Genomic DNA, 19,559 nt, shown 5'->3' with positions numbered 1-19,559 from the left:
CCCGGACCCTTTACCCTTCGTCGCCGTGGCGGCTGATCGGCTGCAAGCCTGTTCCAGAATGCAATGCCCAGCCCCAGCCGATAAGCGCGCGCTTAGCCGCCTCATACTCGCAACGCGCGAGCGAGACCGCCTGCAGCGATTTGATGTCGCCGTTCATTTCGCCGAGCCTCGCCATGAGGGTGTCGGCGGCGTCGAACACGCGTCGGACTTCCTGCAACTGCTCCAGCCGCAACTTGTCCGGGAACGCGGGGGCGGTGAGCCGGACGTCCTTCGATTGACACGCTTCCCCGCTGCACCGGAAGTGGGCCGGGAGCATCGCCCAGACCAAGCTCCGGCCGCGGCGGACCAGCTCGGCAATCAACGCCTCGCGATCGAACTCCCGAGACCGGCCGCAGGTGCGACAGATGACCACGAGGTTCGCTTCGATTTTGCGGAGATCGTGAAGAGATCTTGGCGGTCCAACCATGCAGGGAGAGAACGCATAGGGAACACGTGTAGGAAAGCGATTCGCGATCAGCCGTCGTCGACGTCCGCCTCGACGACCCCCACGCCGTGCAGCATGATTGGCGCGAACGTCACAGCAGCGTGCTACAGCAGTGCGCGATCCGTCCGGTGCCCACCTCGCAGTCTGGCACTCGTGAACGCAAACAGCCGGCTGGTTTCCTTGCCCAGCGAACGTGCAGGCGCCCAAAATGCCGCGGCGACTGAAGCGGTTCCTAATCTCGACCTGCCTTGCTATGCAGCGTCTTGCCGGTAGAAGGCCCGACTTGCTTGGGGTGAGTGCGTTGGTGTTATGACGGACAGGAAACGGATTTCGCGGCGCGCCTGCGCGGCCATGTCCCCTTTCCGCTATCCCGGCGGCAAAGCGTTTTTCGCCGAGGCACTACACCATGCAGTTCAGGCCTTGCCAGGCGGAATCACCGCTTATCTAGAACCGTACGCAGGCGGAGCTGGTGCTGCCATCCGGCTTCTCGGCACAAACTCCGTCGACCTCATATATCTCAACGATGCGGACATCCGCGTATACAGCGCATGGCGAGCGATGATCGCTCATAACGCTCGCTTCCTCGATGCCCTGGCGGACGTCGTTGTTGGAATTGATGAATGGTGGCACCACAAAGCCATTGTCGATGATCCTACACTGGCAACGGACGAATTCGAACTCGGCTTCGCCACCTTTTTTCTAAACCGCACGAACAGATCGGGCATCGTTCAGGGGGCTGGTCCAATTGGTGGGTATGCTCAAAACGGGGATTGGAAGCTGGATGTCCGGTTCAATCGCGCAGCCATGATCGAACGGATTAAATGGCTTGGAGCTAACGCTGATCGTATCAAACTATCAAATATGAATGGGTTAAAGTTTGTTCAACAGACATCCAATGAGATCGATCTTGAACGATCACTCTATTTCATAGATCCGCCATATGTAACGGCGGGTTCCAGGCTTTATCTTAACGCCATGAAGACGCGCGACCATATTCTACTAGGTGCATACTTATGCGCAGGCGTTATTCCGCATTGGATCGTGACGTATGATGACTGCGAACTCATACGAAATACGTACAAGGGAGCTCATATTTCGAGGCTAGATGTTCTCTACAGTCTGCAAAAAAAGCGGCTTGAGGGTGAGATACTGGTTACGCCCATTGCAGCCTGAGATCGCCCGCCTTTCCAACCAAGATCGTTGTATTCGATATTTCACGACTTCGCTGCCGAATTTTTCTTCGAGCCGTACCAACATTCAAGCGTTGCCGAATGTCTTGCGGATACTGTCCTAGAATACTAATCAACTCTGCTTTTGATAAATAAATGCAATTATTTAAATTACAGTTTAACTGATCAATATCAGACGCCTCGAAAGGCACTGCGAGTACGCCATGGAACGCAAAGTTCGGGCCTCGTTCGAAAAACTCTAGGAAGCGCGCAATACTGCCACCCCCCATGATCTTCGCCCGCCGATCCGACTGCTGGATCGTCGCGCCAACGAGGTAGGCAGTGGCGTCGCGCGGAACGGCCCCTTGGCGCGTCTGTATCGCTAGAATATCCACTCCCCCGTCATTGGCACCAACCTGGTTGGCCTGAAGCTGTGCAAAACCTTTCACCCGCCCGGTCCCAGCGACCAAGACCATTCGCTCTAGCCTCCGCAAGAACTCCCTTACGTCCCGGCTATCTCCGAAATACCAAACCGATGCCGGCGAGCGAGCAACCATGATCAAGCAGCAAATCCACTCAAACACCTTTGCAAAATCCGTCGTGAACGCTGTTCGATCTTGTTTGGTAATAATGAGGTAATCCGTTTTTGACGAGATCGCCCAAAACAGAACCATCCACGAGTAGGCAATGCTCGCCTCCGTGACCTCCTCCACTGGCTTGCGAATCAACAAAGTTGTTCCGTCGTTGGGTAGGTGAAATGGTGAGGCGGCGCCAAGGGCTGCTTGGCGGTCACGTATCAATTCCAGCATGCCAGTGATAAAAAGGTCTTTAGCTTCTCGGATACCAGCGGCGGGTTCGGCTTCATAGTCTGCACGAGCGTGGGGATCCATGTCCTCCACATACGAGGCCAGCATCTCGCCATCGTCCCACTCAAGGTCATCAAGCGCACAGCTTCCATTAAACAGCGCAAGGAGTTCCACGAGGGGATGCCAGGCGGCAAGCTGCTTCACACCACTGATCGGCTGCAGTTCCAGCCTCACGAGAACAGTGCGCGCAAAATGGCCGTTGCCCCCTTCACGTTTCGATCCGCTACGTTGAGCCGTTCCCCGGCTCGCGTGACTAGCTCGGGATCCAGATCGGTTGGAAGCTCCGTCACCCCGTCCGCAACTGTTTTCGACAAAGTTGATAGACGAACAACCTGATCCAACCAACTGTCCGTCCGAAACCCTGCTTCGTCCGCGGCCGACTCGAAGTCGCCGGTCGTCTCTAAAGTGAGTGTTGCAGACGGTGAACTGAGGATCCTTTGTAGTTTCGGCCGATCGGTTCCCTGACGTTTGATGACGGACGGCTGACCCCCGCTACCAAATAACCACTGCATCATCTTCGCAAGCTGTTCACGATGACTATCCGGGATAGGGTCGTCCTTAACCAATGCTTCCGTCAACGGCGCATCTGTAAGGCCAAGATAGACCCTCGTTGGAGGATTTTGCAGCATTGTGTAAAGATGTGAAAATTCGAGGTTGTTATCGGCGCCCCGCTCCGCGTCCAAAGCTTCCTGCTTCAGGGCCTGCTCAAACACTTTGTAAGCGACGAGGTTTCGCAAGATCAGCTGGCGACTGTCACCAAGTCGCTTGCTGAGATGCTGAATGCGTGTGTCATCATCCCCAGCCCCATTCCTAGTCAACTTCTCGAAAAGCTTCACCGCAAATTTGGCCTTCGCCAGCGCACCCCAAGTTGAGGGGCCATTGATATGCTTGAAGCCAATGTAATCGTCTGCTTCACCCCTCTCCTGAACGACGACTACCGGTAGCTTGCGAGTGGTTTCCTCAGCCAGCGCAGTCATGGGGGGCGGTGTAACGCGCGCTCCGGAAAGCAGGTGGGGCTCACGCAGCGTCTTTACGGCGGCTAACCTGCGGTTGCCTTCGACAATGACATAGCGACCGTCACCGCCTTGGAAGCCGACTAACGGCTCGTATCGTTCGAAACCACGCTCATTGATCGAATTCCATAACTCGCGCAGATCGGCGCGAGCTGCAAGCAGGCCCAATGCTTCTGCTTCGTTCGCGGCATCGATCAAACCGAACCTCGGATTCTCTAAGTCCAGGACTAGAGCGTCGAGCTCCATCTCAGTGATCTGCTTCTCTGACACACGCGCTCCCGGTGAACTATGCAGAGAACCGGACTCCGCAGCCTCGTTGTTATGCTGCCCAACGGCCACCGTCTAGTTTCGTGGGACATGTGGTGAGCCGATGCATTGCCAGCTTCGCCGAACCCATGAGGCCGTCCCTACGGGTTGGACCGGTACCGCACGCCCGGACCGTCCGAGACTTTCAAGAGAAGCTGGTCTGCCAGCGCTGCGCCATCGCACGTTAAGCGGCGGTCCCTCGCGTTGCTACGACGACAGAGGGGAACTGCTACCCCGTTCGCGTAGTCCGCGGGCACGATGTTGAACGCTGGCGCGTGGCGCGATCAACGCCAGCCTGCTTAGCGTGCCAACCCGACAACACCGTCCCGCGGTCACCAGCGATCAATCTGGCGCACGCATTGGTAACGGAGAGAAACCACAAATTGAGTTAACAAATCAGTTTCGGGCCACGCTGCGCCCCATATATCTGTCATCGGCTGCCCTGTAGGGACGCGCCACTAGCGTAAGCTTGGGCAACGAACTGGGGCGCTGGCGGTCACAGGTCCGCGTTGCGGCAATCGTTTGCGCGGTAAGGCGCTGGCGGCTGAATATGACTGGCCGGTCTACTTCATCCTCGGCGCCGGCATCGCTGCCGGGTGGACCGGGTTCGGCACCTTCCGCCTAATCGTCGGCGCCGTGCGCGCCGCTCTCAGGCAGCCGGACGACAAATAAGCCTGAGGATGCCTGCCGGCCCTCCCCAAGGGGGGGTGAAGGGAAAGACCGGCAGGACTGCGCAACCTACCCCCTGGCCGGCTGCGGTAGCGGCACCTTAACAAAGGAAAATCGAATGAGCATCATTCTCGGTGCGCGATCCGTCGCGCGCCTCGTCGGCGTGCATCCGGACCTGGTCCGAGTTATGAAGCGCCCAGCCGATTTGCGGGATGAGCGTGGAAAGCCCCGCCGCAAACCTTCGGGGGCAACATAGCGGCGGGGCAACCCGATGACCAAACAGGGCGGCATTGTCCTTGGGCGCGCCCGCCTAAGATTTCATTACCAGCGCTTGTGCGTATTCCCGGCCAGCGTCGTGGATCCGTTTGCATCAACCGGGATGTCTGCTGAGGTTGGATCGCAAATGATAATTGCGCAGAATGGTTCGTCATGAAGAACTCTGGCGGTACCGCCTACGACGGAGTGGATGATGGACGACGCGATGCTGTTCACATCGATCTGCAAGAAGCTCGAGCGGTCCGCTCGCAATGGTGGGCGGCTGCACCTCACAGCAGAGGAGAGCCGAGCGCTGATCATGCATCCAGCGTACGCCGCCATACTGGAAGCCAAGACCGACGAGCTGATCGCGAGCTGGGGCGGCGAGCGGCGCGTGACGCACGCACCCTGCCAGACCGGCCATGGCACGTCCCCGAAAGCTGAAGCATCCGATCCGCCCCAGTTACCGAACCGACGGGGCCAGCACCCTCCGCGGGCTCCTGATCGGGCTGCTGTAGAAGCCGCCGTTACACGCCGCGCCGCCGAAGTGGTCGCATCGACGAAGCGGCGGCGTGGACCGGCACCACCCGCGGCATGATAGCAGCCGTCCCGCGGCGACGGCGCACTAGATCACAGCCGGCCTTCGGCCTTGAGACGGTCGTATAGCTTTATAGGTTCAGGTGACGCGCTCTGCGGCGTGAAGATCCTGATCGTTCCATCGGGCGCCATCTCGATGCTGCCGATCTCCACGCCCGCCGCCCTGGCAGCCTCGACCGCGTGACGAATGGCCACCTTGCCTGCGTATCCGTGCACGGTGCCGTTCCGGTCCTTGGTCATATGGCATTCGCTCGTGTTGGGTCGGACGCGCATTGCCGCGATACCGGCCACTGATCAACGGCCAGATCACGCCGCGCGCTGGCTATACCAGTGCGGTATGTCGGTCGACTGACGCTTGCGGCAACGCCGGCGCACTAGGCCCGGACTGGGAGGCTGCGGATGCCCGTCATGGAGCGTGAGCACGCGCGCGTGACGCCGGCGAGGGGATCGCGGGTCCTCCCTAGCCGATCCCGGCGAGCGTCGCGGCGACGGATCGATTTTTAAGTTTGTGGGAGGCATCCGCAAACTTTGTGAATGTATCATCTTCGACTCTGTGGCCCAATCGGCGAAAACCCCAACAAACGTTGGGACTTCTCGCCACCCGCCTCACGAAGGCGGCTACCTTCCGCGCGACTCGCTTAAATGGTACAAATCCAGCGGGATTACGGGCCGGTGCGGAATGACGTGCGGCTGGTGCTGGTGATGCTGCGGCTCCGAGCAGCGATGTGGAGGAAACTAGAATGACGACTGCAACGAAAAATGAAGTAGGCTTCGCGGCGAACGGGCTGCCGTGGACGCTGGTCTACGATTTCAACGCGCTTTGCTCGATCGAAGAGGCGCTTGGCGAGACGCTCGGGCGATTGACGGATCTGTCGAGCCCTACCCGCGCGCGCACCGTCTTCCGTGTCGGGCTGGAACACCATCACGGTGTGATGACCGACGCGGAAGCTGGCGCCATCATCCAGGACATCGGGGTCGAGAAAGCGGGCGAGTTGATCGGTTATGCTTTCCAGCTGGCATTCCCGGATCCCGCTGAGACGGAAGATGGCGGCAGTGCAAAGCCGGCCCCTCGGAGGCGGGTGAAGAAGGCCGAGACGTCACCCGCGCGCTGAAGACGAAGATCCGATTGGATGGGTAAGCCCGCCACCCCGACATGATGGTGCAGATCGCCCGCATGTGGTCTGCCGTCGCCCCACCGAAGGAAGGATAGAAATATGTCCGACATCGTAATCGGCTCCCTTCGGGGGGTCGTCGGCCTTGATACGGTTCAGTTCGATACAGGCGTTACGCATGCGCGCGGCGGGCTTGGAATGCTTCAGACGGCGTTCGAGCAAGTCGGTCGCACCATGGAGCGCGTCACTCAGCGGATGCGTAACGCTGCCGTCGGGGTCACGGTTGGCGTAACAATCCCGATGGGGCTGGTCGCCAAGTCGGCCGTGCAGGCCGGAGGCGAATTCGAAGCTGCGATGAACAAGGTCCGCGCCGCAATGCAGGACGCGCGACCTGAGCAGCTGAAGGCCTTAAGCGATCAGGCGAGGCAGATGGGGCCTGCGGTCGGCAAAAGCGCGGTCGAGGCGGCAGAGGGCATTGCTGCACTCGGCACCGCAGGGATGAACACGCGCGATATCATCGGGGGAGGGTTCGCATCCTCGCTGAAGCTCGCTGCCGCTAACAGCGGCGAGGTTGCCGACGCTGGTGCACTCGCGAACGATATCATGGTGCAGTTCAACAAATCGGCCAGCGAGCTGCCCCAGGTCGTGGACCGTATCACCGGCGCGCTGGACGCCAGTAAATACGGCTTCGAAGATTACCGCCTGGCAGCGGCGCAGGCGAGCGGCGCGACAGGTGGGCTCGAACTGACGTTCGACGACTTCAACATCGCGATCGCAGCGCTCTCCACGCAGTTCTCGTCCGGCGCGTCGGCGGGCACCGGTTATGCTTCCATGATCCGTGGGATCGTGGCCCCGACGAAGGAGTCGGAGAAGGCTATGGAGCAGCTCGGCAAGCGGATCGGACTCACCGGCAATATCTTCCTTAATGCCGACGGCAGCATCAAGTCTGTAGCTGACCAGGCGGATATATTGCAGCGATCACTGGCGGGCGTTGCCACGGGCGACCGAGGTAAAGCACTGACCGCTATGTTCGGCGCCGACGGCATGGACGCGGCGATCGCGCTGATGCGGCAGGGCCGACAGGGCATCGAGGACTTACGGAAGACGATTGGCAAAGCCAGCGCGGATAAGAAGCTGTCGATCATGCAGGAGGGTGATGTCGCCGCATCACAGCGCATGGCGGCAGCGTTCGACAATCTGAAGATGACACTTGCGGACTCGGGCCTGCTGGGCGTGATGACCGGCATCAAGAACGCGATCGCGGCTGTCGCGGAATCGTTCGCGCACATGCCGCCCATCATGGCCAAGGTCATCGTGATCAGCGGCGCAATCGCTGCGGCGATGGGACCGGTTGCGCTGGCGATGCTCGCGGTCGGCAAGATCGCGCTGGTCCTCATGGCGTCCAGGCTTAACCCGCTGGCCATAGCCTTTACGGCACTCGTCAATCCGATGGGCCTGGTCGTGTCGACCCTCCTGCGGATGGGCGCGGCCGCGGCGGCGGCGCGGGGCATGACGCTCCTGTCCGCCGCACTTGGTCGTCTGGCACTCCTCGCCGGCCCGATCGCCGCGGTGGCGGTCGCAGTCGGTGTCGTCGTGTATGCGCTGACGCGAAAAGCCGAGGCTTCCGCCGCAGCAACCAAATCCAGCGATGCGCTGACGAAAGCGACCGAGGACTATGCCGAGGCGGCACGTTTGGCCGCGAACGCAACCGGCAAGGAGCGTGACGAGGCACTGAAGAACGCGGCCGCCAAGCGAGAGCAGGCCCGGCAGACCCTTGCAACGGCGCGGGCGCAGCTCGTGCAGGCGCAAGCAACCGTCACGCAGATGGAAGCCGAAGCACGCCGGGCCTACCAGTTGAACAGCGGCCCCGCGGATTACGATGGCGGCATGGGCGTGACCGTCGCGTCTTCGGCTGCGGAGAACACCCGTAAGCAGGCGCTGGCCAACGCAGGTGCGCTGAAGGATGCTATCGCGACCAACATCAAGGCGATCGGCGACGCGGACAAAATAATAGCCGCAGGGTCGGTCGATCTGTCCGGCACCGACCGTCTCGATTTTGGCGATGCCGACAAGAAGCGCACCCGTAAGGGAACGTCCGCGGAGGACATTGCCGCGAAACGTGAGGAGTTGCGGCTGGAGGCTGAGATCGAGGCCGCACGCACCAGGGGCGACGAAGCCACCGCGCGACGTCTGCAGGACCGCCGCGATCTTGTTATGCAGATGCAGGCGTATCGCGATACCGAGATGAGTTCGGCCAATGCTGCGGCGGCCGCAGCGCGTGACATGGCACTGGTCCACCAGGCACGTGCGGAGGCGACGGCGAAGGAACTGGCAGATGGTCGCGCAGCCGTCGAAATCGAACGAGCCCAGTTGACCGCCAACCATGCGCTAGAAGAAAGCCTTCGGGATCAGGAAGACCTGCGCGAGCGCACGGAAGCATACTACGCGCGCACCGCGAATTATGCGGAAGCGGCCGCGGCGGCCGAGGAGGACATGACCCGCCTACAGGAAGCCCGTGCGGTCGTGCGAGCGCGACTTTTAGAACAGGATCAGCGGTCGCGTCAGATCGATCTAGCCAAGCTGCGTGGTTCCAGCGACGAGACAATCAAAGCTCTTGAGCGAGCGGATGAGGTTCAGCGGCGCGCGCGCCAGATCGAAGACGATCAAGGGCTCAATCGTGGCGAAGGGCTGGCGCAGGCGACCGCGGAGGATCTCGAGACGGAGAGGGCGCGCATCACCGGCACCTTCCGCAGCGCGATGTCGGACGGCGTGCGGGCGGCGCTGGATGGGAACCTCAAGAGCTTCGCGCAAGACTGGTTCAAGAACCGGATGGCGAAGGGCATGGAGGACGCGCTCAACAGCCTGTCGAAGCTGATTGAGCGGCTGTTCGCCAACGTGAAGATAGGATCGGGCGGCGGTGGCGGCCTCGGCGGTATTCTCGGGTCGATTGGAAAGCTGTTCGGCGCGGGCGCGGCGGCAGTCGGCGGTGGCGGTGTGTCGAGCGCAATCAGCGCCGCGACTTCGATCGGCAACGCGAACGTGATCGCGCTGCCCAGCCTCAACGTGCCCAAGTTCGCCAGCGGCGGATCGTTCCGTGTCGGCGGACAGTCGGGCATCGATAAGAACCTGGTCTCGATGCGCTTGTCGAAGGGCGAGATGGTCGACATCCGCAAGCCCGGCCAAGACATGGGCGGCACCAGCTCGACGCAGATGCACTTCGACCTTCGCGGCGCGGTGATGACGCAGGATCTGTTAAACCAGATGAACGCGATGTCGGATCAGGCAGCGATACGAGGTGCAGCTGGCGGGGCACGGATGGCCCAGACGAACATCGCTCGGGCGAGCAGGCGTCGGATTGGGGGCTGATGCTTCGCACGGCGTTGCGGTTGGCAGCTAAAGCCCCGGGGGTGTCCTTACCGTGGACACCCCCGGCGGCGACTTCGTCATGTCGTCGGGACATGACATCTTAGCCGGAGGGCTCGATCACAGTGGACTTCGGCGCTCCCTTCCGCACCACCGCGGCGGCTGACGCGAGCAGCGCATTGTGACCGGTCGTGTCGGGGACGCCGGCGGCGGTAGCGATAGCGATGGCAAAGCCCTCGCGGGCGGTCGGATCCGCAAGGACAGGCGATTGGGACAGCAGCTCGATCACCGCGAAGAGCGCGACTTCCTGGTGGAACTGTTTCTCGGCGTTTTGCAGGATCGCCGCTGACACAGCCTGGAACCCCTTCGCCATGATGTCGGCCATCTCGTCGATCCGGTTTCCACCCCGCGCGGTAGCGGATACGGTGTGCCCGCGCCTGCGACCATTTCGGCTCGCGCTCACTGAGCCTCGTCCAGTCGTATGGGTTCGCCGACGACGTCCGGGAATTTGTGGATACACCACACCTGCACGCCGGTCCTCGTGACCACCGTCATGTCGATATCACCGCCAATCCGATGGCGGCAGGACGTGTCGAAGCCCGGGGTCGTGGGCGTAATAGCCGCACGGCGTTGGCGTTCGATCAGAGCTAGGCCGTCGCGTTCCGGATCAAACGATTTCGGGTCTGTTAGATCGCACGCCCGGCCCAGTTGAGCAGCGGCGTCGCTGCCGATCTCGCCGCCCGCCAGGTTCCAGTCGGTTTCGTACCAGACGAACGGTTCGGCGTCGGGAGTGATGATGCCGGCACGGCTCTGGATGATGAACCCGCTGGGGGCTTTCGCGTCGAAATCCCAAGCGACCCCGACCAGTGCCAGATCAAGATCCGCTGGATCTTTTGACGTATCCCGCGCTGTCCGCTGGATCGCGCTACGCATCGCGCCGGGAAGACGGCATAACAATTGTTTCAAACTCACGGGATTGGCCTTGCCCAGCTCTGCATGGATGCTGGCAGGCGGGACGCTACCTGTCACGCCGGCCGCCCACGGGAAGCGACCGGCGGACATGATGATCTTTGGGCTGTTCCCGAGCAGCGTACCATCGGGCGCGGTCGTCGCCCCGTCCGAGATGATGTACCCAGCGCGCGCCCTGCGCTGGATCATCATGTTCAACGCGGTCATGCAACGCGTCGACGCAGGGGAGCGCTGGCAGATCGGCCCCCGGCGATCGCCGACAAAGAGGCCGCAGAGACCCCGATTGCCCCGGCGCTGGCTGCAGCTGCGACACTGCCGAACGAGGCCCCCGCTGCCCCGAGCGCACCGATTGCGCCGACGCCAGTTGAGATGATCGCCACGGCGCCAACGATCAGCGCCGCGGTTCGAAGTGTCTTGGACATGTTAAGCTCCTTCAGTGGTGATGTGGACTAGGTTTGCAGGTGTGCCGATGTTCGCGCTCATGACGCCGGCCCGGCGCGCCGGGTCACAACGCCGTCTTGTTTCCTCAGTCGGATCAGCTCGTTCTCGAGTGCCGCCTTCCTTCTTGTGACGAACGTCGTCAGGTCGACGCCCGTCGCTCGCGCCGCCTCGACGTATGCCGATCCGACCGGATGTCGGCCGCCGGGAAGAAGCGCCAGCGAAAGCGTGCGCAGCTCGGTCTCCATCACCAGGATGGCGTCAGACGAGCGCCGATCCGAAGCGGGTGACGGGGTTGCCGGTTTTGCCGGAGTCCCCGCGTCCTGCCGCGACGTCATGCGTCAGCCCCGTATGCGAGCGTGACAGGGCGCTCAGCGCGCCCGAGATGGGTGTTGGTCTGGTACATTGAAGATTCGTCCTGTGCAGGCAGCCAGCGGCATGGCGGCGGATGAGCCGCCGTACGCCACACGGATCGGCGTGATCCGGGTGGTACGGCGGTCTGCGCTCGTTGATCCTTCGGGAGCTATGGCCGTTTGAATTCAGTCAGAACTTTGATGCCGCGCTGGGCCAGCTGGGGAAACGCAAGGGCAGCGGCCGCGTCCCGCGCTGTTCGGTTGAAAGCTTCCTCCGCAAGCGCGTTGGCAGTCCGTGTGCTCTGGTTCCACGGAAGATCCGGGTCAGTGTGGAAGCAGAGCAAATTCCCGTTGACCGTTGCAGGCCCTCGAACGGTCGCCAGCGCCTTCGTCTGCCTCCCGGGGAAGGTGAAGTGGGGTGTCGCCATGATCCCGGCCGCGATCTGGCTTCCGTCCGTTGCGGTCGCTTTCCACGGCAGCCAGAACTTTGTCGCGGTCACCTGGCCGACGATCATTCCAGTTCGCAGATCAAACGCTGTCGAAGTGCCGGGAGCGAAGGTGATTTCCTCGTTGATCACACTCAGCGGAGCACTCTCGCCGAGATAGTCTAGGTGGATGGCGTCGCTAAACTTCTGATAAGCGACCTTGCCGTCACGATTAACCTTGTGATGTGTTCCCTCGTAGGGGGCTTCCTCATGATAGCGCATAATTACGCCTCGTACGAAAGTCGAACCGGTGCCGAAATCGTTGACGACGGGCGGGTTCGTGCCGGTAGAACGGGGAGAGGGATATTTCCCAAAGTCTTCGTATTCAGCCATCTTTAGTCCTTTCACATTGGTCAGGTTGCTGGGGTCAGCTTCTCGCTTCGGCACGGCCGTGCGCCAGCCCGATGCTGTACCGGTCGTCCGGTTCGTATCTCGGCAGCGGGATCGTCGCGGGGACGGTCAGCCCCGCTGCCCTGAGAGCAGGTGGGTTCGCTGCCAGCGCTGCGCGGACGTCATCGTCGACCGGAAGCGCCGCCCTCGGGATGAGGCCATTCTGAGCGAGGAAGGCGACGATCGGGGAAAGGGACTGCGCGAGGCCGATGCACGCGGGGGACTGCGTCGCGGCCGCCGCGGCCGCAACGGTAGCGTAGGTGTCCGCCAGTTCGACGCCGATGCCGCTGGCGTATTCCCGGAGTTCACGAACCAAATCGTCCGGCGCTGGTGCCAGCTTCGCCCGAACCTTATCCCGACTGTCGTCGGGCCGCTGACGGCTATCGACCAGCTGGCGGCCCAATTCCTTAATTCCGGCCTGCAGTTCCAGCTCGTGCGCCTCGAGCATCCCCAGCGATCCCGATCGCAACAGCGCATCGTCCCCGACGAGCAGCGCCCGCGCGACGGCTGCGCCGTCAGGCCCCAGGCGCCGCCGCTCCTCGATCAGCACACGCAGTTCAGCGGCCTGTTCCTGCGCGCCGGCAAGCGTCGTCTGGATGTGCTGCGTCCGACCCTTGGCCGCTTCGGCGCGCTCGATTTCCGGCGTGATGTCGATCGCCACCAAGTTCGCAGCGACCCCGGCGAGGATCGCGGCGTATGTCATGCCCTCGTCATCGTCGTCGGCTGTGGTCGGATCGAGGGGTTCAATATGGTCGTCGTCGACGGGATCGAATTCGTCGAGGTCGGACAGCTGTTCGGTTCGGTCGGTCATGCTTTCGGCCTTTCGGGGGTGATGTCGGCGAGGTTCGAAGCGCGCGCGCGATCCCAGATGACGTCCGGGTTCGCTGATCCTGATCCGCTTGCTTCGTACCCGGGCCCCAGATCGGGGTTGGGTGTTGCCGCCAGCCCGGCCAGCATGGCGTTTGCAGCCTCGCGCCGCGGCGCCTTCGCCAGCATCGAGACGATGCGCTCGGCCGTCAGATTGCTGTCGAGCATTTCGACGGCCACCTGTTCCCGGCCGGCGAAGTGGGCGCTGGTGAGCACGGTCTTCATGCGGATGCGCTCTTCGGCGCGGATCGTGGCGGCGCGGCCGTCAATTGCCGGGACAGGCGCCGGCGGGCTCGGTTCGCTGGCGGCAGACGGAGCGGCGGCCGTCGGCGCAGGACGGTCGGGATCCGCGCTGAGGAACATCGGCTCGATCGGACCCGTCGTCCCCACGTCCTGTTCGTAAATCAACGCGTGCCGGCGCTGGCGGTTGTGTATGAATTTCACGTGGTGATCTCCTGTGCCGCAGCGCGGCGAGCGTGGTGGTCGAAAAAGGGAGTTCGTTGATCGCCGCCGGGGCGAGTCGGGGCACCGCTCATCGTTGGCCCTCCGCGCGCGTCGCGGGCACGATGCCGAGCGGCAGGTTCGTCTGGTCCGCGGAGACAGCCTTGGCCCGGCGATGAGCCGACGAAAGGCTGGCGCGCAGACTGGCACGGACCAGCCTATCCAGCGCGATCGAGTCCGCGATGCGTTCGGCAAACATCGTGGTTGCGATCGAACTGATTGCCTTCGGCGTCGGCAGGTCCCAACGATCGAGATCCAAGACCGCCTGGTCGATTGCACGGTGGACGATGTCCGCTGGAAACCGATGCAGCAGCCGAAGCATGGTGGCCAGCCAGGCCGTGGCACCGTCGACACCGCGTTCGCTGCCGATGAACTGGTATAGTTCCGACAGGCGGTCGAGCATCCATTCGCGCTCCGCCGGGAGGCAAGCATCCGAAACGCAGACGCTGACAGCGACGAGCTGGCCGAGCTCGCCTCCTGCGGACAAATGCCGCAGGCGTGCCCGATCGGAGGCGAAATCGTTTCCCGGCGCGATCGCTTGCCAGATCCGATCCGGGATGTATGGGGCACCCGTGACGGAACGCGGGATGCGCCGGGGACGCAGCGGGATCACGTTGGTCATGATGTTTCACCTGTGCGTGGGTTCTTTTCCAGCGCGGCGTAGCGAGCGGCATGGGCGTAGAGGGCCGCGTTGCCCGATGTGGGACCGGCCGCTTGCAAACGTTTTATGACCCAGGCGGCCGGGTCGCTGATCCCCCGTGACCGGCAATCGAGCAGCGCTGCGAGCACCGCCCCGTCGCCGAATTCCTTGCGCCATTTTCCGACAAGCCCCCTTGCAGGTTGAGGCTTAGTGCCAGCGTCCGTAAGCAGGGCGACGCCCAGGTCGAATACCTGTTTCACCGGATCCGTCGGCGCGTCAGTGCCCGAAGCGTTAGCTTCGGAACTCTTCTTATTATTCCCTGTCCCTGTCCCTGTCCCTTGCGATCCCACCGGGACCGGATTGTTATCCCGGTGGGAGTCCCGGTGGGACGAACTGTCTATCCCGGTGGGATCATCGTTTGGTCCCGACGGGATGGCTTCTGATCCCGATGGGATGCCGTCGGCATTTTGACGGACCTGTCGACGGCGAACCTTCGCTAGCGATTTCGAGTTAGGTGCCAGGTTTCGCAGCAGCTGGACTGCTGCAGCGATGTCCTCTTCAACCTTCGATGAGTCAAATGTTCCACCCCAGCGACGGGCGTTACCGGCACCGCTCGATAGCCTCTGGAACAGCTTCTCAAGCCAGGACTCGATCGCGATCTCCGCGACGACGGGATGATAGAGGCGGCCGTCGCCGCAGAGGACGAACCCCCGCAAGGCATCTTCCTTCACCTCAGCCCACGTCCGCAGGTCGCGACCCAGACCCGCGGCCTTTGCGAGGGTCGCATCGTCGTTCGTCAGCGACCCGGCCGGGACGACATGCCAAGCCGACATCCACAGGTTCAGGCCTGCACGCCATGCGCCGTCGTTCGGCATCGCGTCGAAGTCGCTGCCGCGCAGGCGCCCGATGTCGATCATCATCCGCGGAAAGTCGCGCAGGTCGCAGTCGAGCGGCGTAAGGGGGGCGGGAGCGGCGGTCATGACCGCACCGCCTGATATTCCCCGAGAAATGATCCCATCGCCGTGCCGGTGCGACCGCCGCGGCGTTTGGCCACGATAAACTCGATCCGGCCCGTCGCTTGCCGAAGGTTGTGGTCCCATTCCGACCATTCGGTCGTATCGGCGTCCGGCTCGGCTTGGCGAAGGTAATACTCAAGTCGGAACAGGAACAGGATGCCGTCGGCGTCCTGCTCGATCTGGCCACTGTCGCGCAGGTCGGGCATGATCGGTCGCTTATCGGGCCGCCTCTCGACGTCGCGCGACAGCTGGGCCAGCGCCAGGATGCCGATCGACTGATCCTTCGCGATCGCCTTCAGCCCGCGGCTCACTTCCGAAACCGTTTCGTAATTGGATCGGCCTCGTGCGTCGGATGACAACAGCTGGAGATAATCCACGACGACGAGATCGAGGGATTGCCCCTTGGCGGCGAGCCGGCGCTTGTATCGCCGCACGATCATCGCCAGCCGGCCGATCGTCATGCTGCCGGCGTCGACGACGTAGAGCGGCATATCTGCGATCTCGCCGCGGGCGCGACACACACGCTGAAGCTGGTCGTTCGAAAGGGAGCCGTCGCGGATATCTTGATAGGGGATCCCCGTTCGCCCGTCGAAGCACATGTCGGCCGCCATGCGTCCGGCAAGTTCCGTGCTGCCCATTTCGAGGCTGACGAACAGGACGCCTTGACCGCCCCGCGCCGCGCCGATCGAGTAGGAGAGCGCGACCGCCGTCTTTCCCATCCCAGGTCGACCGGCTGCGACGATCAGCTGCTTGGGCCGGATCGCCCCGAGGACGCGATCGAGCGCCTCGATCTGCCCGCACGTCACACCTTTGACCGGGTCTCCATATGAGGCCAGCAGCTCGTCGAAGCATTCCGCGCCGGTCGGCTGGTGCAAAGGATCCCGCCGGATCGTCGCGTCGACGATCGCTGCATCGGCCGCGTCCACCACCTGCGCGACAGGCGAGTGCAGATCGCCTGCAAGCGCAACTGCTGCCTCCAGCCCGGTCATCAGCCGCCGACGGTTCGCGAGTTCCGCGATCTGATCCGCGAAATCACGCGCACCGATCAACGCAGCGCTAGAACCTGTCAGCTGAGCGAGGAACCCCGGCTGCTCGACCATGTCAGGGTCGCCGGCCAGCAGAGGTCGAAGGGTAATTGGGTTCGCGGCCTGACCCTGTGCGACCAAATGCAGGATCGCGCTGAAGATCCTGGCGGCGAGAGGCTCGCTGAAATCTTCCGGTGCCAGCCGATCCGCAACCGCGTCAACAAGCCGGTTCTCAATCATGAGGCCACCCAGCAGCGCGAACTCAGCTTCCGGATTGATCACCGCACTTGCGCGCGTGTCGTTGGCTGGCGTCGGTTCGGCCGACCAGGCTTGCGCGCGACTGCTCATGCCTCACCCCGCAGCGTGACGCCCAGCTGCGCGCAAACCTCAGCGAACTGCGGCCACACGAGTTCACCGATCGGCTGTGCTTCACGATCCTGCCAGCGCGCGAGTACGGCGGCGCTGTTGCGGAAAGCCTGCGCTCTGCGCGCGTCATGATCGAACTGTTCCGAAATCGGGGTAGCGCCGATTGGTGATTCCAGAACGGCGGACGCGGTGCTATGACAGGGTCGATCGGAGTGGTAGCCGGTCGTTCTCCCGGAGCGGGCGGCGAGCGCAAGCGTCGCCCCTCCATCCAGTTCGGGCACCGGTCAGGCCGCCAGCGTGACGGTCGGGGCATTCGTGACGAACGCGTCCAAGCTGGCAACGTCGACCAGGGTGCGGCGACCGACCTTGATCGACCGGACCCTCTTCGTTTCGATCAACCTGTAGATACTCGACCGCGATATGCTGAGATATGCGGCCGCGTCATTAATCTGGATCGTTCGCGGCTTGAGAGCCGGAGAAGCGGGATTGGTAGCCATTTGCGTGTCTCTCTGTCGCTGGTCGCATCAGTGCGACTGCGAGAGAGGGTGGCGGCGTAAAAAACCCCGTCAAATTACCCCTGGGGTAATCTCGCGGGGTTTTTCGGAGATGGCCGGAAACCTTTTATTTTGCTCGCTTTTGACGTGAGGAGAGCCGGTATTCTTTCCAGGCTGGTTCGAAGACGTGCTCGCGACCGCCCTCCCATTCTGGCACGGATTTGAAGGCGGCCCATGCCGGTTTGTAACTCGTCAAGCTTTTAGCCGCGAACCAGCTTATCAGTTCATCTTGGCTGGGAACGCGCTGGCGAGCAGCAGGCACCCCCGAAACCCCAGTCTCGCTTTCACCGGGCAGCACCTGCTCGCCGCGCACGTCGTGAATGTCATCTAATGCCGTGCCGGGGAGCGGATTGAGGCGTTGGACTACTTGGGCGGCACGTTGTCTCGGAGCGCCGATGAAGGTGGTGGTGCTGACATCGAAAAGAGCGAGAAGCCTACGCGCCTCATCGTCATGGCACATGATGCCAGTCGCACGCTCGATGAAGATCATTTCCGCCTCATCGAACCCTGCGACTTGCTCGTGTGGGCGGATGTCGCTCGGCAGATCGGAGCCTAGCACAACAGTCCTAGTTTCGAATACGGAGGCGTCCCACTCCTCGGTGGTTGGCAATGTACCATCGACATTTGAGGGTGAGCCGTTCGCATGGCTTCCGCGCCAAAAGGTCGACGGTACTACAGCTTCGTTATAAGTAATTTGAAGCCCACCCCAAGCGACAGTATCAAATTGAGGATATGCAACTCGCATAAATTCGACAGATGTTGTTCGCAGACTGCCGTATATTAGGCGGTCAATAATCTTATCTCTGGCGCGTTGAGGTCCAAAGACGCGGGATAGTTCCTGTTCAAGCTTAGTCAGCTTGAAAGTAAACGCGGTTCCACCGCTGTCATTTAACTGGGGTTGCATCGCCCTGCTCCGCACGGGCGCTCCATAATGTAGACGGGCAGCGCGCGGAGCGGCGCGTTTTCGGGTGCCCCCTATCCCGTCCAAGGCCCAAGATCGACGCATCAGCGCGCCGACGCAAGGAGGCTGCGCGAAGGGCAATGCCGGCTGACATCGTCCATCTGGACCACGCGGACGATCATTGCACGCTCTCCGCTTGAGCAGCTGTCTCACGCTCCTGACGAGCCGCCACCGCAGCGCGTTCGATCAGCCCGGTCAGCGCGCCACACGCTGCAGTGAGGATCCGTTCGTTAAGTTCGGCGTCGTCGACGAACGATTGCTGCAGCAGGATGGCGACCGCGTGTGCCTGTTCCAGATAGACTTCGGCGTTGGGTTCGAAATGCCGGTTGCCGTTCAGCGTCTTGGTGCCATCGATCATAACCGCACCGCCTGACGGACGGCGGCGTGCCCCGATGCTTGGCGCCGTCGAACTCGCGGCAGTTGTCCGACCCGATCGGACGACTTGCCCCAGCCGCTCGCCTCCCTGGGATCGTCATCTTCCGCGTCGTCGTCGTCACCGACGCCCGGCGTCGATCCACCGTTCGCCATGAACGCGACGCTGTCATCGAAGCCTTCGCACCGGTCCTCGTCGCCGTCTTCCCGATCGGCATCACCATCGAGTGCGTCGAGCAGGGCGATGATGCACTCGGCTGCCCGCTCGAGCGTCGCGCGGTCGAAGCGCCTCAGTACGCGCATGTGTGCCAGGCCCGGCATGTCGACGCTGGGCGGGAAGGCAGCGCGGCCATGAATCGCGCCCATCAGAACGATCCTCCCGTCCGGGTGTCGGCGGCGCGAACGTCCTGCGCAGCCGCCTCCAGCCTGTCGGCGCCCTCTTCGATGAGGCAAATGGCATCGCTCAGTTCGCGGCAGGCGGCGGCGACGACGAAAGCAGCATCCCCGTCTTGGCGAAGTGCATCCCGCACGATTGAAACCAGAGTTTCGGCGGCACGAAACATGACGCCAGCCCTTTCAAGGGTGGCTTGTCCCGAATCGAGTCGTTCGAACGCAATTTGGGTAGTTTCCGACGCGCATGCGGCCGGTGTAGGGGAAGTCGCAGCCATGATCGTTCGCTCCATGAACGTTGGTGGTCAGGCTCGGTCGGGTGTTAGCGCACCCGGTCGAGCCGTCTCGCCCGGACTATCCGGGGGAGGGTGGTACGGGACCTAGATCCCGAAACTGTG

General features: G+C 62.4%; 24 protein-coding genes. 5 read left to right on the top strand and 19 right to left on the bottom strand.

Annotated features, from left to right (window positions below; all coding sequences use genetic code 11):
- Positions 1 to 10 precede the first annotated feature (10 nt).
- Positions 11 to 361, bottom strand: coding sequence for a hypothetical protein (locus ACFSGX_RS07925; protein ID WP_380928896.1), 351 nt, complete (start codon positions 359 to 361; stop codon positions 11 to 13).
- A gap of 432 nt (positions 362 to 793) precedes the next feature.
- On the opposite strand from ACFSGX_RS07925, the gene ACFSGX_RS07920 reads away from it, so the two are divergent.
- Entirely contained in the window at positions 794 to 1,657 is an 864-nt protein-coding gene (locus ACFSGX_RS07920) for a DNA adenine methylase (RefSeq protein WP_380928895.1), read from the top strand.
- On the opposite strand, the gene ACFSGX_RS07915 is transcribed toward ACFSGX_RS07920, so the two are convergent.
- Both ACFSGX_RS07915 and ACFSGX_RS07910 read right to left on the bottom strand, forming a co-directional pair.
- Complete coding sequence (locus ACFSGX_RS07915; protein WP_380928893.1) at positions 1,638 to 2,693, bottom strand: hypothetical protein; 1,056 nt, start codon at positions 2,691 to 2,693, stop codon at positions 1,638 to 1,640. The two genes, ACFSGX_RS07920 and ACFSGX_RS07915, sit on opposite strands and share 20 nt — an antisense overlap.
- Positions 2,690 to 3,802 (bottom strand): ParB N-terminal domain-containing protein, encoded by a 1,113-nt coding sequence (locus tag ACFSGX_RS07910; RefSeq protein WP_380928891.1) that lies wholly within the window; start codon positions 3,800 to 3,802, stop codon positions 2,690 to 2,692. The genes ACFSGX_RS07915 and ACFSGX_RS07910 overlap by 4 nt, the downstream gene beginning before the upstream one ends.
- A gap of 558 nt (positions 3,803 to 4,360) precedes the next feature.
- On the opposite strand from ACFSGX_RS07910, the gene ACFSGX_RS07905 reads away from it, so the two are divergent.
- Positions 4,361 to 4,510, top strand: a complete 150-nt coding sequence (locus ACFSGX_RS07905; RefSeq protein ID WP_380928890.1) for a hypothetical protein — start codon at positions 4,361 to 4,363, stop codon at positions 4,508 to 4,510.
- A 466-nt stretch (positions 4,511 to 4,976) separates the two neighbouring features.
- Positions 4,977 to 5,360, top strand: a complete 384-nt coding sequence (locus tag ACFSGX_RS07900) for a hypothetical protein (RefSeq protein WP_380928888.1) — start codon at positions 4,977 to 4,979, stop codon at positions 5,358 to 5,360.
- A gap of 32 nt (positions 5,361 to 5,392) precedes the next feature.
- Here the strand turns inward: ACFSGX_RS07900 and ACFSGX_RS07895 are convergent, their stop codons facing one another.
- Complete coding sequence (locus ACFSGX_RS07895; protein WP_380928886.1) at positions 5,393 to 5,599, bottom strand: hypothetical protein; 207 nt, start codon at positions 5,597 to 5,599, stop codon at positions 5,393 to 5,395.
- 500 nt (positions 5,600 to 6,099) lie between these two features.
- On the opposite strand from ACFSGX_RS07895, the gene ACFSGX_RS07890 reads away from it, so the two are divergent.
- A complete protein-coding gene (locus tag ACFSGX_RS07890; protein WP_380928884.1) occupies positions 6,100 to 6,471 on the top strand; it encodes a hypothetical protein in 372 nt (123 codons plus the stop codon).
- 102 nt (positions 6,472 to 6,573) lie between these two features.
- Positions 6,574 to 9,837 carry a phage tail tape measure protein gene (locus ACFSGX_RS07885; protein WP_380928883.1) on the top strand — a complete coding sequence of 1,088 codons (3,264 nt, stop codon included), beginning with the start codon at positions 6,574 to 6,576 and terminating at the stop codon, positions 9,835 to 9,837.
- A 100-nt stretch (positions 9,838 to 9,937) separates the two neighbouring features.
- Here ACFSGX_RS07885 and ACFSGX_RS07880 read toward each other — a convergent pair whose 3' ends face one another.
- The 15 genes from ACFSGX_RS07880 to ACFSGX_RS07810 all read right to left on the bottom strand — a co-directional run bounded on the left by ACFSGX_RS07880 (position 9,938) and on the right by ACFSGX_RS07810 (position 19,439).
- Positions 9,938 to 10,219: a hypothetical protein gene (locus tag ACFSGX_RS07880; protein ID WP_380928882.1), complete on the bottom strand. Its 282-nt coding sequence runs from the start codon at positions 10,217 to 10,219 to the stop codon at positions 9,938 to 9,940.
- Between the two features lie 74 nt (positions 10,220 to 10,293).
- Positions 10,294 to 11,010, bottom strand: coding sequence for a hypothetical protein (locus ACFSGX_RS07875; RefSeq protein WP_380928880.1), 717 nt, complete (start codon positions 11,008 to 11,010; stop codon positions 10,294 to 10,296).
- Between the two features lie 272 nt (positions 11,011 to 11,282).
- Entirely contained in the window at positions 11,283 to 11,579 is a 297-nt protein-coding gene (locus tag ACFSGX_RS07870; protein ID WP_380928879.1) for a hypothetical protein, read from the bottom strand.
- 185 nt (positions 11,580 to 11,764) lie between these two features.
- Complete coding sequence (locus ACFSGX_RS07865) at positions 11,765 to 12,412, bottom strand: head decoration protein (RefSeq protein WP_380928877.1); 648 nt, start codon at positions 12,410 to 12,412, stop codon at positions 11,765 to 11,767.
- A 34-nt stretch (positions 12,413 to 12,446) separates the two neighbouring features.
- A complete protein-coding gene (locus tag ACFSGX_RS07860) occupies positions 12,447 to 13,280 on the bottom strand; it encodes a hypothetical protein (RefSeq protein WP_380928875.1) in 834 nt (277 codons plus the stop codon).
- Positions 13,277 to 13,699 carry a hypothetical protein gene (locus ACFSGX_RS07855; protein ID WP_380928873.1) on the bottom strand — a complete coding sequence of 141 codons (423 nt, stop codon included), beginning with the start codon at positions 13,697 to 13,699 and terminating at the stop codon, positions 13,277 to 13,279. Before ACFSGX_RS07855 ends, ACFSGX_RS07860 begins: the two co-directional genes overlap by 4 nt.
- Positions 13,700 to 13,868: 169 nt before the next feature.
- The gene (locus tag ACFSGX_RS07850) at positions 13,869 to 14,459 is read right to left on the bottom strand and encodes a hypothetical protein (RefSeq protein ID WP_380928872.1); all 591 of its coding nucleotides are present in this window, start codon (positions 14,457 to 14,459) and stop codon (positions 13,869 to 13,871) included.
- Positions 14,456 to 15,457, bottom strand: coding sequence for a hypothetical protein (locus ACFSGX_RS07845; protein WP_380928870.1), 1,002 nt, complete (start codon positions 15,455 to 15,457; stop codon positions 14,456 to 14,458). The genes ACFSGX_RS07850 and ACFSGX_RS07845 overlap by 4 nt, the downstream gene beginning before the upstream one ends.
- Positions 15,454 to 16,866: a replicative DNA helicase gene (locus tag ACFSGX_RS07840; protein ID WP_380928869.1), complete on the bottom strand. Its 1,413-nt coding sequence runs from the start codon at positions 16,864 to 16,866 to the stop codon at positions 15,454 to 15,456. Before ACFSGX_RS07840 ends, ACFSGX_RS07845 begins: the two co-directional genes overlap by 4 nt.
- Positions 16,863 to 17,165 carry a hypothetical protein gene (locus tag ACFSGX_RS07835; protein ID WP_380928867.1) on the bottom strand — a complete coding sequence of 101 codons (303 nt, stop codon included), beginning with the start codon at positions 17,163 to 17,165 and terminating at the stop codon, positions 16,863 to 16,865. Before ACFSGX_RS07835 ends, ACFSGX_RS07840 begins: the two co-directional genes overlap by 4 nt.
- Positions 17,166 to 17,168: 3 nt before the next feature.
- Positions 17,169 to 17,381 carry a helix-turn-helix domain-containing protein gene (locus ACFSGX_RS07830; protein ID WP_380928866.1) on the bottom strand — a complete coding sequence of 71 codons (213 nt, stop codon included), beginning with the start codon at positions 17,379 to 17,381 and terminating at the stop codon, positions 17,169 to 17,171.
- Between the two features lie 124 nt (positions 17,382 to 17,505).
- On the bottom strand, positions 17,506 to 18,342 hold the full coding sequence (locus ACFSGX_RS07825) for a hypothetical protein (RefSeq protein ID WP_380928865.1): 837 nt from the start codon (positions 18,340 to 18,342) through the stop codon (positions 17,506 to 17,508).
- Between the two features lie 175 nt (positions 18,343 to 18,517).
- A complete protein-coding gene (locus tag ACFSGX_RS07820; protein WP_380928863.1) occupies positions 18,518 to 18,757 on the bottom strand; it encodes a hypothetical protein in 240 nt (79 codons plus the stop codon).
- The gene (locus ACFSGX_RS07815; protein WP_380928861.1) at positions 18,754 to 19,137 is read right to left on the bottom strand and encodes a hypothetical protein; all 384 of its coding nucleotides are present in this window, start codon (positions 19,135 to 19,137) and stop codon (positions 18,754 to 18,756) included. Before ACFSGX_RS07815 ends, ACFSGX_RS07820 begins: the two co-directional genes overlap by 4 nt.
- On the bottom strand, positions 19,137 to 19,439 hold the full coding sequence (locus ACFSGX_RS07810; RefSeq protein ID WP_380928860.1) for a hypothetical protein: 303 nt from the start codon (positions 19,437 to 19,439) through the stop codon (positions 19,137 to 19,139). Before ACFSGX_RS07810 ends, ACFSGX_RS07815 begins: the two co-directional genes overlap by 1 nt.
- Positions 19,440 to 19,559: the final 120 nt, after the last annotated feature.

Source organism: Sphingomonas arantia (assembly GCF_042682045.1).
GTDB classification, from domain to species: Bacteria; Pseudomonadota; Alphaproteobacteria; order Sphingomonadales; family Sphingomonadaceae; genus Sphingomonas_R; species Sphingomonas_R arantia.
The sequence above is the reverse complement of the archived record's forward strand: the minus strand, read 5'-3'. Positions and strand labels throughout refer to the sequence as shown.

Excerpts from the sequence above, each read along its gene's own strand:
- ACFSGX_RS07815 (WP_380928861.1), bottom strand. The coding sequence starts at position 19,137 with ATGGGCGCGATTCATGGCCGCGCTGCCTTCCCGCCCAGCGTCGACATG.
- ACFSGX_RS07845 (WP_380928870.1), bottom strand. The coding sequence starts at position 15,457 with ATGACCGCCGCTCCCGCCCCCCTTACGCCGCTCGACTGCGACCTGCGC.
- ACFSGX_RS07900 (WP_380928888.1), top strand. The coding sequence starts at position 4,977 with ATGGACGACGCGATGCTGTTCACATCGATCTGCAAGAAGCTCGAGCGG.
- ACFSGX_RS07865 (WP_380928877.1), bottom strand. The coding sequence starts at position 12,412 with ATGGCTGAATACGAAGACTTTGGGAAATATCCCTCTCCCCGTTCTACC.
- ACFSGX_RS07840 (WP_380928869.1), bottom strand. The coding sequence starts at position 16,866 with ATGAGCAGTCGCGCGCAAGCCTGGTCGGCCGAACCGACGCCAGCCAAC.
- ACFSGX_RS07920 (WP_380928895.1), top strand. The coding sequence starts at position 794 with ATGACGGACAGGAAACGGATTTCGCGGCGCGCCTGCGCGGCCATGTCC.
- ACFSGX_RS07860 (WP_380928875.1), bottom strand. The coding sequence starts at position 13,280 with ATGACCGACCGAACCGAACAGCTGTCCGACCTCGACGAATTCGATCCC.
- ACFSGX_RS07875 (WP_380928880.1), bottom strand. The coding sequence starts at position 11,010 with ATGACCGCGTTGAACATGATGATCCAGCGCAGGGCGCGCGCTGGGTAC.
- ACFSGX_RS07880 (WP_380928882.1), bottom strand. The coding sequence starts at position 10,219 with ATGGCCGACATCATGGCGAAGGGGTTCCAGGCTGTGTCAGCGGCGATC.
- ACFSGX_RS07810 (WP_380928860.1), bottom strand. The coding sequence starts at position 19,439 with ATGGCTGCGACTTCCCCTACACCGGCCGCATGCGCGTCGGAAACTACC.
- ACFSGX_RS07895 (WP_380928886.1), bottom strand. The coding sequence starts at position 5,599 with ATGACCAAGGACCGGAACGGCACCGTGCACGGATACGCAGGCAAGGTG.
- ACFSGX_RS07820 (WP_380928863.1), bottom strand. The coding sequence starts at position 18,757 with ATGATCGATGGCACCAAGACGCTGAACGGCAACCGGCATTTCGAACCC.
- ACFSGX_RS07850 (WP_380928872.1), bottom strand. The coding sequence starts at position 14,459 with ATGACCAACGTGATCCCGCTGCGTCCCCGGCGCATCCCGCGTTCCGTC.
- ACFSGX_RS07890 (WP_380928884.1), top strand. The coding sequence starts at position 6,100 with ATGACGACTGCAACGAAAAATGAAGTAGGCTTCGCGGCGAACGGGCTG.
- ACFSGX_RS07825 (WP_380928865.1), bottom strand. The coding sequence starts at position 18,342 with ATGCAACCCCAGTTAAATGACAGCGGTGGAACCGCGTTTACTTTCAAG.
- ACFSGX_RS07830 (WP_380928866.1), bottom strand. The coding sequence starts at position 17,381 with ATGGCTACCAATCCCGCTTCTCCGGCTCTCAAGCCGCGAACGATCCAG.
- ACFSGX_RS07855 (WP_380928873.1), bottom strand. The coding sequence starts at position 13,699 with ATGTTCCTCAGCGCGGATCCCGACCGTCCTGCGCCGACGGCCGCCGCT.
- ACFSGX_RS07885 (WP_380928883.1), top strand. The coding sequence starts at position 6,574 with ATGTCCGACATCGTAATCGGCTCCCTTCGGGGGGTCGTCGGCCTTGAT.
- ACFSGX_RS07870 (WP_380928879.1), bottom strand. The coding sequence starts at position 11,579 with ATGACGTCGCGGCAGGACGCGGGGACTCCGGCAAAACCGGCAACCCCG.